Raw genomic sequence first — 13,393 nt, 5'->3', positions numbered from 1 at the left:
CTGCTCAGCGCGCAAACCGTGGCCCAGATGAAACCGGGTTCGGTGGTCATCGATCTCGCGGCCGCCCAGGGCGGCAACTGCCCGCTGACCGTGGCCGACCAGGTGGTCGTCGAAAATGGCGTGACCATCGTGGGCCCGACCAATCTGGCCAGTGCTGTGGCGGCTGACGCTTCGGCGCTGTACGCCCGCAACCTGCTGGACTTCATGAAACTGTTGTTCGATAAAGAAGGACAACTGGTGATCAACCTTGAAGACGATATCGTCGCCGCGTGCCTGATGTGCCGCGACGGCCAGATCGTGCGCAAGAACGGCTGAGGATAAAAACAATGGAAGACATGCTGATCTCTGACGGTATCTACAACCTGATCATCTTCGTGCTGGCGATCTATGTCGGTTACCACGTGGTCTGGAACGTCACGCCTGCGCTGCACACCCCGTTGATGGCAGTGACCAACGCGATCTCGGCGATCGTGATCGTCGGTGCCATGCTGGCAGCGGCTTTGACCGTGACGCCACTGGGCAAGACCATGGGCACCCTGGCCGTGGCCCTGGCCGCGGTCAACGTATTCGGTGGCTTTTTGGTCACCCGCCGCATGCTGGAAATGTTCAAGAAGAAAGCGCCGGCAAAAGCTCCGGCCGCCAAGGCTGAAGCAGTCAAGGCCGAGGTGCAGCAAGCATGAGCATGAACCTGGTTACGTCCCTGTATTTGATCGCCTCGGTCTGCTTCATCCAGGCGCTCAAGGGCCTCTCGCACCCCACCACGTCGCGCCGTGGCAACCTGTTCGGCATGCTCGGCATGGGCCTGGCGATCCTCACCACGGTCGGCCTGATCTACAAACTCGGTGCCGAACTTGCTCAGGACGGTATCGTCTACGTGATCGTCGGCCTGCTGATCGGCGGCACTGCCGGTTCGATCATGGCCAAACGCGTTGAAATGACCAAGATGCCGGAGCTGGTCGCCTTCATGCACAGCATGATCGGCCTGGCCGCGGTGTTCATCGCCGTGGCTGCCGTGGTCGAGCCGCAGTCGCTGGGCATCGTCAAGCAACTCGGTGACGCGATCCCGGCCGGTAACCGCCTGGAACTGTTCCTCGGTGCCGCCATCGGTGCAATCACCTTCTCCGGTTCGGTGATCGCCTTCGGCAAGCTGTCTGGCAAGTACAAGTTCCGCCTGTTCCAGGGGGCACCGGTACAGTTCAGTGGCCAGCACAAGCTGAACCTGCTGCTGGGCCTGGCCACACTGGGCCTGGGCGTGACGTTCATGCTCACCGGCGACTACACCGCTTTCGGCGTGATGCTGGCGTTGGCCTTCGTGCTCGGCGTGCTGATCATCATCCCGATCGGTGGCGCGGACATGCCCGTGGTCGTGTCGATGCTCAACAGCTATTCCGGCTGGGCAGCGGCGGGCATCGGCTTCTCGCTGAACAACTCGATGCTGATCATCGCCGGCTCGCTGGTAGGTTCGTCCGGTGCAATCCTCTCGTACATCATGTGCAAGGCGATGAACCGCTCCTTCTTTAATGTGCTGCTCGGTGGCTTCGGCAATACGGCGGACGCGGCCGGCCCGGCGGGTTCGAAGGAAGCCCGTCCGGTGAAGTCCGGCTCGGCCGACGACGCGACCTTCCTGCTGACCAACGCCGATACCGTGATCATCGTGCCGGGCTACGGTCTGGCGGTGGCACGTGCGCAGCACGCGCTGAAAGAGCTGACCGAGAAGCTGACCCATCGCGGCGTGACCGTGAAGTATGCGATCCACCCGGTTGCCGGTCGTATGCCCGGCCACATGAACGTGTTGCTGGCCGAGGCCGAAGTGCCTTACGACCAGGTGTTCGAGATGGACGACATCAACTCCGAGTTCGGCCAGGCCGACGTGGTACTGGTGTTGGGCGCCAACGACGTGGTCAACCCGGCCGCGAAGAACGATCCGAAATCGCCGATTGCCGGCATGCCGATCCTCGAAGCGTTCAAGGCCAAGACCATCATCGTCAACAAGCGCTCGATGGCCAGCGGCTACGCCGGCCTGGACAACGAACTGTTCTACCTGGACAAGACCATGATGGTGTTCGGCGACGCTAAAAAGGTCATCGAAGACATGGTCAAAGCCGTCGAGTAACCCTCTGCGGCACACGGAACGCCCCGACTCGTCGGGGCGTTTTTGTTTGCGCAAATCGTCGGACAAACTATCCTTTTGTTACCGATCCGGTAACGGTGTTTTGCTTGAAAGGCCCGGAATAGACGCCTCGATTGCGACCTTGGTAGCGGGACAGAAGCCGGCGCAATTCACTAGACTGCACGTCCTGCTACCTGTTACCCGAGATAACAATCCATGTACCGTGACCGTATTCGCCTGCCTTCGTTGTTGGACAAAGTGATGAGCGCTGCCGACGCTGCCGCTCTGATTGAGGACGGCATGACCGTCGGCATGAGTGGCTTTACTCGCGCAGGCGAAGCCAAGGCCGTCCCCCAGGCGCTGGCCGAGCGTGCCAAGGTCACGCCGCTCAAGATCAGCCTGATGACCGGCGCAAGCCTGGGCAACGACCTCGACAAGCAATTGACCGAAGCTGGCGTGCTGTCGCGGCGCATGCCGTTTCAGGTCGACAGCACTCTGCGCAAGGCGATCAATGCTGGCGAAGTCATGTTCATCGACCAGCACTTGTCGGAAACCGTGGAGCAATTGCGCAACCAACAATTGAAGCTGCCGGACATTGCCGTGATTGAAGCCGTGGCGATCACCGAGCAAGGGCATATCGTGCCAACCACCTCGGTCGGCAACTCGGCCAGCTTCGCGATTTTCGCCAAGCACGTGATCGTCGAAATCAACATGGCGCACAACCCGAATCTCGAAGGTCTGCACGACATCTACATTCCGACCTACCGCCCGACCCGTACACCGATTCCGCTGGTCAAGGTCGACGATCGCATTGGCAGCACCGCCATCCCGATTCCACCGGAAAAAATCGTCGCCATCGTGGTCACCAACCAGGCTGACTCGCCCTCCACTGTGCTGGCGCCGGACGTCGAGACCCAAGCCATTGCCGACCACCTGATCGACTTCTTCAAACAGGAAGTGGCAGCAGGGCGCATGACCAACAAGCTCGGCCCGCTACAAGCCGGTATCGGCACCATCGCCAACTCGGTGATGTGTGGCCTGATCGACTCGCCGTTCGAAGACCTGACAATGTATTCCGAGGTGCTGCAGGACTCGACCTTCGACCTGATCGACGCGGGCAAGCTGAGTTTTGCCTCGGGCAGTTCGATCACCCTGTCGAGCCGGCGCAATGCCGACGTGTTCGGCAATCTGGAGCGCTACAAGGACAAACTGGTTCTGCGTCCGCAGGAGATCTCCAACCACCCTGAAGTCGTGCGTCGCCTTGGCATCATCGGCATCAACACGGCACTGGAGTTCGACATCTATGGCAACGTCAACTCCACTCACGTCTGCGGCACGCGGATGATGAACGGCATCGGCGGCTCGGGCGACTTCGCGCGCAACGCGCACCTGTCCGTGTTCGTGACCAAGTCGATCGCCAAAGGCGGTGCGATTTCCAGCGTGGTGCCGATGGTCAGCCATGTTGACCACACCGAACATGACGTCGACATCCTCGTGACCGAAGTGGGCCTGGCAGACTTGCGCGGCCTGGCACCCCGGGAGCGTGCCCGGGTCATCATCGACAAGTGCGTGCACCCGGATTACCGCCAGGCGCTAAATGATTACTTCACCACCGCGTGCGGCATCGGCGGGCACACCCCGCACATCCTGCGTGATGCCCTGAGCTGGCACATCAACCTGGAAGAAACCGGGCAAATGCTGAAGAAGTAATTGGTACAGATAGCAGCTGGCGCAAACACAGTTTCGTCAGCTTGCTCTTGCTACTTCACACTCTGAAAAAACTGTACTACTGTACCGGTAATTTCCTAGGGGAAATTCCTACTTCATCGAGTCAAAACAGCAATTTTGCACCTTAACAGTGCAGATAGGTACAGTTGCCTCAAATTCGACCAGTACACCCCCTATAAACAGTTAACTGAGCTCGCACAATACAGATGAACTGTATCTACAGAGACTAGGCAAACGAGAGGATCATGGGCACCAGTTAAGCCACTACCTAATCCCGCCATAAGCGGAAGGATGAAAACCATGGAACGTACACTCAGTTCCGAACTGTTCTTCGAAGACACCGCTGCAAAAACCCAGGCTTCCCTGCCTCTGCGCGTTATCGCCAACTTGATGCTGTGGCAGCGCCGCATCACCAGCCGCCATCAACTGGCTCGTCTGGATTCGCGCCTGCTGGCTGACGCCGGGATTAGCGAAGCACAACGCTACGAAGAGCTGAGCAAGCCGTTCTGGCGCTAAGTTAGCGTCGCTGGCTCTGACCTGAAGGTCCACCGCCAGCAACCCGAATTGAAAAAACAAAACCCGTCGTGGGAAGCCACGACGGGTTTTGTCGTTTTGGCCTGTCAAATCCGCTTTTACAGTAGGGAACCCTGAACACCAGTACAGTTTGCAAAAACCACAAACTGGATGAGTACAATATCGTCGCAGTGTGTCTGCAACGGAGATTCGACCGGTGTCAGCATGGAGCCCTCCACTTATCAGGACAGGGAACGCGCCATGAGTTCTTTACAGGATGTTTCGACCCCATCATTTCGATCAAGACCTTGCCTGCACTGGGTCAGAGATCTGCTGACAGGATTCTTCGCTAGCCTGGAAAGGGCGAGAACACGACGTTTACTGGCTCAACTCGATGATCGTCAGCTATCGGATCTTGGCATCAGCGACGCTGAGCGCATCAATGAACTGGATAAACCGTTCTGGCGCTGACTGCCTGTTTGCATGACGGGCTGTTCGAACTGACACACTCAGGCCTAATATCAAGTCAGAACGTGGCGAGCGCCAAGCGCCTGGCGTCTGACTTTGCAGACACTGCGCCATTTTTCAACTGGTTTACCCAAAGGAGTTACCCATGTCCCGTCTCCGCCTGCTCAGCGCTGCAGCCCTGTTTGCCGTGGCAGCCAATGCCAGCGCAACCAGCTTCATCGTGACCACCGACGCTGTAGTTAACGCGCTCAAAGCCACATCCGATGCGACCTCCGACGTCATATCGTCGTCCTTCAAGGATGACAAGATCGTCCTCGCGGCCCGTGATGACGCCGCCAGTTTCGTCGCCAGCGAAGGTTCCATTCGCGGAGTGAAACTGGAAAGCGCCATCGACCACATTCACCGCCAGGCGCCACAGCTGAACGCAACCGACGCACAACTGGCGCAGGCGATCCTGACGATCTAAACGACTGCACAAGACATGGGGCACGCCCGACGTGCCCCAATGTTTCGGCGCTGGCTCTAGAACGGGCCTTGCGCTAGCCTTTGGACTCACTTTCAACTGTCGAGTCTCATGCGTTTTCCTTCAAGTTTCTTGATCGCCCCAGCCTTTCTTACCCTTGGTTACTGCGGATCGGCCCACGCTTATGACGCCTTCAACCTGTCCACCCAAGGCATCGTCGCCAGCGGTTACGCCACAAGTTTGGTGACCTCCGCCCCCTTCGACCATAAACTGCTGCTCGCTGCCCATGATGACGCCGCGGCATTCATTGCCAGTGACGGCCAACTGAGAGGCGCACGACTGGAGTCGGCCTTGCGGTATCTGCGTCGAACCCAGGCAAAACTTCGTGCCAACGACCTTGAACTGGCACAAGCAATTCTCGTCCAATAGTTATCCCTGTTTTTTCTGGAGTCATTCCATGCGTAACCCGCTGATTGCTGCCACCTTAGGTCTGCTGCTGTTGGCCGATGTGGCCCAGGCACATACTCTGGTTGCCACCAGTAATATTCTGATCCGTGCTACCCAGCGCACCCTCGATTTCACCTCCGACACCACCACGTCCATTCGCGATTCGAAAATCGTGCGCGAAGCCCAGGACGATGCCGCCAGTTTCGTTGCCAGCAATGGCGACATTCGTGGCGCTCACCTGGAATCCGCCTTCGATTTACTGCGTACCCGTGTGCCGGAAGCTCGTGACGCCAGTGACCAGGATCTCGCCGAAGCCATCCTCGCACTGTGAAGCGTCAAGGTGCCTGGCTGCTGGCCGGGGCCATGTTGCTGCTCGGCAACACGGCCCACGCTGGCCTTCAATTACAGCTCAAGACCGAAGGTCTGACTCCCGCGCAACAGCAAGCCAGCCAGGCGCTGCTCGATGAAGCCATGCAGGCACTGCCGCCACGCTTTATCGAGCAACTCGATCGACGCATCGACGTCGACTGGACGGATGACATGCCGGGCAACGCCTACGGTCAGGCGTCACTGGTGTCCGAACTCGATCTGAACCGCAACCTGCTGGCCAGCCTCACCGATGGCAGCGCCGCGACCAAGAAAACCCATCGCCCCCATGGCACCGTGCGCCGGGAAATGCTGGCCACGGTGGTGCACGAGCTGACTCACATCTACGATCGCTCGCGCCTGTGGCCGGATGCCGAACGCAAGCTGATTCAGCGCTGCACCCAGCGCAACAACAGCTCAGGGCTGGTTGGCATTCCCGACCAATGCCGGGGCCAGTCCGATCGGCGTTTTACCCTCAGTGACGATCCGCGTCTGCTCGACCTCGCCGGCTGGCAGCAATACGTAGGCCGTCGCGGTGAACGCGAACAGCACAATCGCCAGATTGCCCGCAGCCCGGACATCTACGAGACCAGCAGTCCAAAGGAGTTCGTCGCGGTCAACATGGAGTATTTCCTCCTCGACCCGAGCTACGCCTGCCGCCGTCCCTCGCTGTATCGCTACTACCAGGAGCATTTCGGCTGGGCGCCTGCCGCCAAAGACACCTGTAGCAAGACCTTCGCGTTCCTCAATGCCGGCAGCGACTTCGCCAAGACACCTTTGGGCCAGGTCGATCCGGAGCGAGTCTATGCCGTTGACTATCTGCTGGCCGAGGCCAACCAGAACCTGTTCAGCCGCTGGGGTCACAGCATGTTGCGCCTGGTGATCTGCGCGCCAGGCCGACCACGCGGACCGGATTGCCGATTGGATCTGGACCAGCATCTGGTGCTGTCTTACCGCGCCTTCGTCGGCGACGTGCAGCTGTCGAGCTGGGATGGCCTGGTCGGTAAATACCCGTCGCGACTGTTTATCCTGCCGCTATCCCAGGTCATCGACGAATACACCAAGACCGAACTGCGCAGCCTGGCCTCCGTGCCCCTGAACCTGTCGCGCAGAGAGATTGAAGACGTGGTCGGACGTGCCGCCGAGATGCACTGGAGCTACGACGGCAACTACTTCTTCCTGTCGAACAACTGCGCGGTGGAAGAGCTGAAGTTACTGCGTGGCGGCACCAATAACCCGCAATTGGTGGGACTCGACAACATCATGCCCAACGGTTTGCTCGAAGTGCTGAAGGGCCGCGGACTGGCGGACGCCAGTGTGCTGGACGACCCACGTGAAGCCTTGCGCCTGGGTTATCGTTTCGACTCCTTCCGCGAGCGTTATCAGGCGATGTTCGAGATCCTGAAAAAGCACTTGCCGATCAAACAGGAAACCGTCGAAGACTGGCTCGAATTGAAAGCGGCAGAGCGTCGGCAATGGTTCGAGCAGGCCGATTTGCGCACCAGCGCGGCGTTGCTGCTATTGGAACAGGCCAGCTTCCGTCAGCAGTTGCTGCTGGCCCAGGATGAAGTGAAGCAGCGCTATCTGGGCGCCCGAGAACTAAAGAATGGCGGCATGGACAAGGCCAACGAGACGCTCAAGGACATTCTGGCCAACAGTGGTTTCCTCAGTCGGCCGGCAGAACTGCTGGGCACCAAGGGTTATGGCCTGCCGCAACCGAGCGAGTGGGAGCATCTGGAATCGGAAAGCAGCCAGCGCCAGAAGCAGCTCCTGGCGCTGTCCGGGGATCTGGACAAGGAAGTGAGGGCATTGCTTGAACCGGGCCGCGCCGCCGAAATGGCCGCCAACGAGGCTAACGTGAAGCAGATTGGTGAACACCTGCGCAAACTGCACAAGGCATCAGGCGGGATAGAGTTGCCTTGATACCGCAACCTGTGGGAACGAGCTCGCTCCCACAAGAATTACAGCGTTTAGCCACACATAGCAAAAAGGGCTTCAGAACTCAGTCCTGAAGCCCTTTTTGCTGTTCAGCCTGTGCCGCGCGGCTCTAATTCCACTGTCTCAGGCACTTTACCCTCAGCTGACGCGAGCTTTACGCACGCCGTCCGCCAGTGCCGAGCACAGGCTCAGCACGCCATCCACGGCTTGTTCCGGGGAGGTGGCATTGGCGATGTGATCGATCAACGCCGAGCCCACCACAACACCGTCGGCCAGACGCGCGATGGACGCCGCCTGTTCCGGAGTCCGGATACCGAAACCGATGCTGATCGGCAGGTCGGTATGGCGACGCAGACGGGCGACCGCTTCCTCGACGTGTTCCAGTGTGGCAGCGCCGGCGCCGGTCACACCGGCCACCGATACGTAGTAGACGAAGCCGGAGCTGCCGTTGAGAACGGTCGGCAGGCGCACATCGTCGGTGGTTGGCGTGGTCAGGCGAATGAAGTCCAGGCCCGCGGCCTGCGCCGGATCGCACAGTTCGCCGTTATGCTCTGGCGGCAGGTCGACCACGATCAGGCCGTCAACGCCGGCTTCCTTGGCTTCGGCGATGAAGCGCGGTACGCCGTACATGTGGATCGGGTTGAAGTACCCCATCAGCACCAGCGGTGTTTCGTTGTTGTCCTGGCGGAACTCGCGAACCATTTGCAGGGTTTTCGCCAGATTCTGCTTGGCACCCAACGCACGGATGTTGGCGAGCTGAATTGCCGGGCCGTCAGCCATCGGATCGGTGAAGGGCATGCCCAGCTCGATCACATCGGCGCCAGCCGCCGGCAAGCCCTTGAGGATAGCAAGGGACGTGTCATAGCCCGGGTCACCGGCGGTCACGAAGGTCACCAGGGCGGCACGGTTTTGTTCCTTGAGTTCGGCAAAACGCGTTTGCAGGCGGCTCATCAGTGTTTCTCCTGCTTGGATTGTTCCATGTGGTGCATCACGGTCTGCATGTCTTTATCGCCACGGCCGGACAGGTTGACCACCATCAGGTGATCCTTTGGCAAGGTCGGGGCGCGCTTGAATACTTCAGCCAGGGCATGGGCGCTTTCCAGGGCAGGGATGATCCCTTCCAGGCGGCAGCACTGGTGGAACGCAGCGAGGGCTTCGTCGTCGGTCACCGAGGTGTACTGAACGCGGCCGATGTCATGCAACCAGGCGTGTTCCGGGCCGATGCCCGGGTAGTCCAGGCCGGCGGAGATCGAGTGGGCATCGATGATCTGGCCATCGTCGTCCTGCAGCAGGAAGGTGCGGTTGCCGTGCAACACACCGGGTACGCCGCCGTTCAGGCTGGCCGCATGCTTGCCGGTCTCGATGCCGTAGCCGGCGGCTTCAACGCCGATGATCTCGACACTCTTGTCGTCGAGGAACGGGTGGAACAGGCCCATGGCGTTGGAACCACCGCCGATGCACGCCACCAGGCTGTCCGGCAGGCGACCTTCCTGGGCTTGCAGCTGCTCGCGGGTTTCCTTGCCGATCACGGCCTGGAAGTCGCGAACCATCGCCGGGTAAGGGTGCGGACCAGCCACGGTACCGATCAGGTAGAAGGTGCTGTCGACGTTGGTCACCCAGTCACGCAGGGCTTCGTTCATCGCGTCTTTCAGCGTGCCGGTACCGGCTACCACCGGGATCACTTCGGCACCCAGCAGCTTCATGCGGAACACGTTGGCCTGCTGACGCTCGATGTCAGTGGTGCCCATGTAGATCACGCAATCCAGACCGAAACGCGCAGCAACAGTGGCCGTGGCCACACCGTGCATGCCGGCGCCGGTCTCGGCGATGATGCGCTTCTTGCCCATGCGCCGCGCCAGCAGGATCTGGCCGATGCAGTTGTTGATCTTGTGCGCGCCGGTGTGGTTCAGCTCTTCACGCTTGAGGTAGATCTTCGCGCCGCCGCAGAACTCGGTCAGACGCTCGGCGAAGTACAGCGGGCTTGGACGTCCGACGTAGTCGCGCTGGAAGTAGGCCAGTTCTTCCTTGAATGCAGGATCTTCCTTGGCCAACTCATATTCGCGGGCCAGGTCGAGGATCAACGGCATCAGGGTTTCGGCAACGTAGCGGCCGCCGAACGCGCCAAACAGGCCGTTGGCATCAGGGCCGTTGCGCAGATTAGTCTGGGTCATGGGGCGCTCCAGTTGAATGCATGAAGTGATGCATAAAGAGATAGTGGGCTTCACTCTACCCCTGACGCCCCGGCCTGAAAACCGATAAGATCGCCACAACCTGTCAGGAAAACTCACAGATCAAATGAGCCATGACCTTCCTCCGCTGAACGCGCTTCGCGCCTTCGAAGCCACTGCCCGCTTGAACAGCGTCAGTCAGGCGGCCGAACAGCTGCACGTCACCCACGGCGCAGTCAGTCGGCAACTCAAGTTACTTGAAGAACACCTCGGCGTAAGCCTGTTCATCAAGGACGGTCGCGGCCTGAAACTCACAGATGCCGGGTTACGCCTGCGTGACGCCAGCAGCGAAGCCTTCGAGCGCCTGCGCGGCGTATGCGCCGAACTCACACAAAGCTCCGCCGATGCGCCATTCGTGCTCGGTTGCTCTGGAAGTCTGCTGGCGCGCTGGTTTATTCCAAGACTGGGGAGACTCAATGCCGACCTGCCGGACTTGCGCTTGCACCTGTCGGCCGGAGAAGGCGATCTGGATCCGCGAAAACCGGGGCTGGATGCCTTGCTCGTATTTGCCGAGCCACCCTGGCCGGCGGACATGCAGGTTTTTGAGCTGGCCAGCGAACGTATCGGCCCGGTCATGAGCCCGCGGTTCGCCGGCTATGAACGGCTCAAGCAGGCGCCTGAAACTGCACTGCTGAACGAACCCTTGCTGCACACCACCTCACGCCCGCAAGCCTGGCCGAACTGGGCGCAACCACGCGGGCTCGACGCCAGGGCGCTGAAGTACGGTCAGGGATTTGAACATTTGTATTACTTGCTGGAAGCCGCCGTCGCAGGTCTGGGCGTGGCGATTGCCCCCGAACCCTTGGTGACGGAGGACTTGAAGGCCGGCCGCCTGGTTGCGCCTTGGGGCTTCAGTGAAACCCCGGCGCAACTGGCGTTGTGGCTACCCAAGCGCGCCGCGGACGGGCGCGCCCGGCAACTGGCGCAGTGGCTCAAGAACGAGCTGCGTCGCGCGGATTAATCACGCTTGCACAACAGATAAGCGGCCAGCAAGCCTAATGCACCCACGGCGACACCAGCTGTTGTCCAAGGATGTTCCTGGGCGTAGTCCCGGGTGGCAATCCCGGTTTCACGGGTTTTGACCTTGACCTCTTCATAGGCATCGCCAAGCAAATGGCGCGAGTGCTTCAAGGCATTCTCGGCGTTGCTTTTCAGGGTCTTGAGGGTTTTACGCGACTCGTCCGAGGCGTCGTCCTTCAGGCTTTCCAAAGACTTGAGCAGACTCTCGATCTCGGCTTCCATGCTTTGCAATGAGGCTTTGCGTAACGAGGTGTTGGCCATGGTGGCTCTCCTGCATTGGTGATGAGTGGCGTGTGTTGGTTGGGACTTCATGGGTTCGAGAAAGTGCAGAAAATCTGAACTTCACCCTCAGAACGACCAACAGAAGAAATAGGAAAAATCACTGCTAGTCTGTAATTCACACGCCGAGGAGAACGCCATGTCTGACCATCACACCTACAAGAAAATCGAGCTGATCGGCTCGTCCACCAGCAGTATCGAAGATGCGATCAACAACGCGCTGGCCGAAGCCAGCAAAAGCATCAAGTACATGGAATGGTTTGAAGTGACCGAGACCCGTGGGCACATAAGGGACGGCAAGGCTGCGCACTTTCAAGTGACCTTGAAAGTCGGGTTCCGGATTGCCAGCAGCTGACTTTGGGCTAGTCTTCTGAACTTGCACGCCGGTCGAATGCCATAGGGAATGGCAAAGCACTACATGAGTGCGTCCGGCTGACGGCTGGTTACCCCTATGATCCGACCAGGGAATGCAACCGATGAAGAAGTTTATGTTGGCAGTAGGTTTGTTGAGCCTTGCGGGGAGCGCGTTGGCGGGCGGCAAGCCATGCGAAGAACTGAAAGCCGAAATCGCAGCGAAACTTGATGCCAAGGGCGTTTCCGGTTACTCGCTGGAGATTGTCGACAAAGGTGCCGCTGCCGGCGGGAAAGTTGTTGGCAAATGCGAAGCGGGTGCCAAAGTGATCGTCTATAAAAAGTAGGCAGAATTCCGCCTGAAAAAAAGCCGACACCACGGTGTCGGCTTTTTTACGCCTGCCGTTTGAGTATCAGCCTCGCATGACCTGCGCAAGCAACTCGTAGGAATGCACGCGATCAGCATGTTCGTACAGGTCACAGGTGAAAATCAGCTCGTCAGCCTGGGTCTGTTCGATCAGGACCTCGAGTTTGGCGCGGATTTTCTGCGGGCTGCCGATCATCGCCAGGCCAAGGAAATCGTGCACGGCATCTTTCTCATGGGGCAGCCACAGGCCGTCCATGGTCTTCACCGGCGGACGCTGTACCAGGCTTTGGCCACGCATCAGGGCGAGAATCCGCTGGAACACCGAGGTCGCCAGGTAATCGGCCTGCTCGTCGGTATCGGCTGCCACCAATGGTACGCCGAGCATCACGTAGGGCTTGTCTAAAACGGCTGACGGCTTGAAGTGATTGCGGTAGACCCGAATCGCTTCATGCATGTAGCGCGGTGCGAAATGCGATGCGAAGGCGTAGGGCAAACCGCGCTCACCGGCCAGTTGCGCACTGAACAGGCTCGATCCCAACAACCAGACCGGTACATTGGTCCCGGTCCCCGGCATGGCGATGATGCGTTGGTCCGGGGTACGTGGCCCAAGGTAGCGCACCAGTTCCGCCACGTCTTCCGGGAAATCGTCGGCGCTGCCGGAGCGTTCGCGGCGCAGCGCACGTGCGGTCATCTGGTCGGAACCGGGGGCACGCCCCAGGCCCAGATCGATCCGGCCCGGATAAAGGCTTTCCAGAGTGCCGAACTGTTCGGCGATCACCAACGGTGCGTGGTTGGGCAACATTACCCCGCCCGAACCGACTCGAATGGTCGACGTGCCACCGGCCAGGTAACCGAGTAGCACCGAAGTCGCGGAACTGGCGATGCCATCCATGTTGTGGTGCTCAGCCACCCAGAAGCGGTTGTAACCGAACTTCTCGACATGCTGCGCCAGGTCCAGCGAGTTGCGCAGCGATTGGGCCGCGCTGCCGTTCTCGCGAACGGGCACCAGATCGAGGGTCGAGAACTTGATATCGGACAGTCGTTTCATAAACCTGCTTCTCCAATTGAGGGCGCAGGTTTGTTCTTGCGAACGCAAACCTGCCGAATCCAAAAGC

At 59.6% G+C, this 13,393-nt stretch carries 16 protein-coding genes and 1 pseudogene; 13 read left to right on the top strand and 4 right to left on the bottom strand.

Going from position 1 to position 13,393, the window contains the following annotated elements:
• The 10 genes and pseudogenes from PSJE_RS20190 to PSJE_RS20145 form a co-directional block, all read left to right on the top strand.
• Window positions 1-315, top strand: a pseudogene (locus tag PSJE_RS20190) (NAD(P)(+) transhydrogenase (Re/Si-specific) subunit alpha); the annotation flags it as partial.
• Window positions 316-326: 11 nt separating this feature from the next.
• Window positions 327-680 (top strand): NAD(P) transhydrogenase subunit alpha part 2, encoded by a 354-nt coding sequence (locus PSJE_RS20185; RefSeq protein ID WP_057712569.1) that lies wholly within the window; start codon window positions 327-329, stop codon window positions 678-680.
• Window positions 677-2,113, top strand: a complete 1,437-nt coding sequence (locus tag PSJE_RS20180; RefSeq protein ID WP_057712570.1) for an NAD(P)(+) transhydrogenase (Re/Si-specific) subunit beta — start codon at window positions 677-679, stop codon at window positions 2,111-2,113. Before PSJE_RS20185 ends, PSJE_RS20180 begins: the two co-directional genes overlap by 4 nt.
• Window positions 2,114-2,326: 213 nt before the next feature.
• Window positions 2,327-3,820 (top strand): succinyl-CoA:acetate CoA-transferase ScpC, encoded by a 1,494-nt coding sequence (locus PSJE_RS20175; protein WP_090452357.1) that lies wholly within the window; start codon window positions 2,327-2,329, stop codon window positions 3,818-3,820.
• Between the two features lie 318 nt (window positions 3,821-4,138).
• Entirely contained in the window at window positions 4,139-4,354 is a 216-nt protein-coding gene (locus PSJE_RS20170) for a DUF1127 domain-containing protein (RefSeq protein WP_008018491.1), read from the top strand.
• A 258-nt stretch (window positions 4,355-4,612) separates the two neighbouring features.
• The gene (locus PSJE_RS20165) at window positions 4,613-4,822 is read left to right on the top strand and encodes a DUF1127 domain-containing protein (RefSeq protein WP_079246815.1); all 210 of its coding nucleotides are present in this window, start codon (window positions 4,613-4,615) and stop codon (window positions 4,820-4,822) included.
• 142 nt (window positions 4,823-4,964) lie between these two features.
• The gene (locus tag PSJE_RS20160; RefSeq protein WP_057712572.1) at window positions 4,965-5,285 is read left to right on the top strand and encodes a DUF2388 domain-containing protein; all 321 of its coding nucleotides are present in this window, start codon (window positions 4,965-4,967) and stop codon (window positions 5,283-5,285) included.
• Window positions 5,286-5,393: 108 nt separating this feature from the next.
• Window positions 5,394-5,711 (top strand): DUF2388 domain-containing protein, encoded by a 318-nt coding sequence (locus tag PSJE_RS20155; protein ID WP_057712573.1) that lies wholly within the window; start codon window positions 5,394-5,396, stop codon window positions 5,709-5,711.
• Between the two features lie 28 nt (window positions 5,712-5,739).
• On the top strand, window positions 5,740-6,060 hold the full coding sequence (locus PSJE_RS20150) for a DUF2388 domain-containing protein (RefSeq protein WP_057712574.1): 321 nt from the start codon (window positions 5,740-5,742) through the stop codon (window positions 6,058-6,060).
• Window positions 6,057-8,018, top strand: a complete 1,962-nt coding sequence (locus PSJE_RS20145) for a DUF7844 domain-containing protein (RefSeq protein WP_090452355.1) — start codon at window positions 6,057-6,059, stop codon at window positions 8,016-8,018. Before PSJE_RS20150 ends, PSJE_RS20145 begins: the two co-directional genes overlap by 4 nt.
• 153 nt (window positions 8,019-8,171) lie before the next feature.
• On the opposite strand, the gene trpA is transcribed toward PSJE_RS20145, so the two are convergent.
• Window positions 8,172-8,984, bottom strand: coding sequence for a tryptophan synthase subunit alpha (trpA, locus tag PSJE_RS20140; RefSeq protein ID WP_090452353.1), 813 nt, complete (start codon window positions 8,982-8,984; stop codon window positions 8,172-8,174).
• Window positions 8,984-10,204, bottom strand: a complete 1,221-nt coding sequence (gene trpB, locus PSJE_RS20135) for a tryptophan synthase subunit beta (RefSeq protein ID WP_008002146.1) — start codon at window positions 10,202-10,204, stop codon at window positions 8,984-8,986. The genes trpA and trpB overlap by 1 nt, the downstream gene beginning before the upstream one ends.
• Window positions 10,205-10,328: 124 nt before the next feature.
• On the opposite strand from trpB, the gene PSJE_RS20130 reads away from it, so the two are divergent.
• Window positions 10,329-11,222, top strand: a complete 894-nt coding sequence (locus PSJE_RS20130) for a LysR family transcriptional regulator (protein WP_090452351.1) — start codon at window positions 10,329-10,331, stop codon at window positions 11,220-11,222.
• Here PSJE_RS20130 and PSJE_RS20125 read toward each other — a convergent pair.
• Window positions 11,219-11,542 (bottom strand): ElaB/YgaM/YqjD family protein, encoded by a 324-nt coding sequence (locus PSJE_RS20125; RefSeq protein ID WP_057712578.1) that lies wholly within the window; start codon window positions 11,540-11,542, stop codon window positions 11,219-11,221. The two genes, PSJE_RS20130 and PSJE_RS20125, sit on opposite strands and share 4 nt — an antisense overlap.
• A 157-nt stretch (window positions 11,543-11,699) precedes the next feature.
• Between PSJE_RS20125 and PSJE_RS20120 the strand changes: the two genes are divergently transcribed.
• Together PSJE_RS20120 and PSJE_RS20115 are read left to right on the top strand one after the other, a co-directional pair.
• Complete coding sequence (locus tag PSJE_RS20120; RefSeq protein ID WP_057712579.1) at window positions 11,700-11,915, top strand: dodecin; 216 nt, start codon at window positions 11,700-11,702, stop codon at window positions 11,913-11,915.
• A 121-nt stretch (window positions 11,916-12,036) separates the two neighbouring features.
• Window positions 12,037-12,258: a DUF1161 domain-containing protein gene (locus PSJE_RS20115; protein ID WP_008045869.1), complete on the top strand. Its 222-nt coding sequence runs from the start codon at window positions 12,037-12,039 to the stop codon at window positions 12,256-12,258.
• Between the two features lie 66 nt (window positions 12,259-12,324).
• Here PSJE_RS20115 and PSJE_RS20110 read toward each other — a convergent pair whose 3' ends face one another.
• The gene (locus PSJE_RS20110) at window positions 12,325-13,326 is read right to left on the bottom strand and encodes an LLM class flavin-dependent oxidoreductase (RefSeq protein ID WP_008045867.1); all 1,002 of its coding nucleotides are present in this window, start codon (window positions 13,324-13,326) and stop codon (window positions 12,325-12,327) included.
• Window positions 13,327-13,393: the final 67 nt, after the last annotated feature.

It is taken from the genome of Pseudomonas jessenii, assembly GCF_002236115.1.
GTDB lineage: Bacteria > Pseudomonadota > Gammaproteobacteria > Pseudomonadales > Pseudomonadaceae > Aquipseudomonas > Aquipseudomonas jessenii.
This window is presented reverse-complemented; position numbering and strand designations above follow the sequence as displayed.

What these genes read in the sequence shown, in the direction of transcription:
- PSJE_RS20180 (WP_057712570.1), top strand. Translation starts at nt 677, where the DNA reads ATGAGCATGAACCTGGTTACGTCCCTGTATTTGATCGCCTCGGTCTGC.
- trpB (WP_008002146.1), bottom strand. Translation starts at nt 10,204, where the DNA reads ATGACCCAGACTAATCTGCGCAACGGCCCTGATGCCAACGGCCTGTTT.
- PSJE_RS20115 (WP_008045869.1), top strand. Translation starts at nt 12,037, where the DNA reads ATGAAGAAGTTTATGTTGGCAGTAGGTTTGTTGAGCCTTGCGGGGAGC.
- PSJE_RS20175 (WP_090452357.1), top strand. Translation starts at nt 2,327, where the DNA reads ATGTACCGTGACCGTATTCGCCTGCCTTCGTTGTTGGACAAAGTGATG.
- PSJE_RS20120 (WP_057712579.1), top strand. Translation starts at nt 11,700, where the DNA reads ATGTCTGACCATCACACCTACAAGAAAATCGAGCTGATCGGCTCGTCC.
- PSJE_RS20160 (WP_057712572.1), top strand. Translation starts at nt 4,965, where the DNA reads ATGTCCCGTCTCCGCCTGCTCAGCGCTGCAGCCCTGTTTGCCGTGGCA.
- trpA (WP_090452353.1), bottom strand. Translation starts at nt 8,984, where the DNA reads ATGAGCCGCCTGCAAACGCGTTTTGCCGAACTCAAGGAACAAAACCGT.
- PSJE_RS20125 (WP_057712578.1), bottom strand. Translation starts at nt 11,542, where the DNA reads ATGGCCAACACCTCGTTACGCAAAGCCTCATTGCAAAGCATGGAAGCC.
- PSJE_RS20185 (WP_057712569.1), top strand. Translation starts at nt 327, where the DNA reads ATGGAAGACATGCTGATCTCTGACGGTATCTACAACCTGATCATCTTC.
- PSJE_RS20155 (WP_057712573.1), top strand. Translation starts at nt 5,394, where the DNA reads ATGCGTTTTCCTTCAAGTTTCTTGATCGCCCCAGCCTTTCTTACCCTT.
- PSJE_RS20170 (WP_008018491.1), top strand. Translation starts at nt 4,139, where the DNA reads ATGGAACGTACACTCAGTTCCGAACTGTTCTTCGAAGACACCGCTGCA.
- PSJE_RS20165 (WP_079246815.1), top strand. Translation starts at nt 4,613, where the DNA reads ATGAGTTCTTTACAGGATGTTTCGACCCCATCATTTCGATCAAGACCT.
- PSJE_RS20130 (WP_090452351.1), top strand. Translation starts at nt 10,329, where the DNA reads ATGAGCCATGACCTTCCTCCGCTGAACGCGCTTCGCGCCTTCGAAGCC.
- PSJE_RS20150 (WP_057712574.1), top strand. Translation starts at nt 5,740, where the DNA reads ATGCGTAACCCGCTGATTGCTGCCACCTTAGGTCTGCTGCTGTTGGCC.
- PSJE_RS20110 (WP_008045867.1), bottom strand. Translation starts at nt 13,326, where the DNA reads ATGAAACGACTGTCCGATATCAAGTTCTCGACCCTCGATCTGGTGCCC.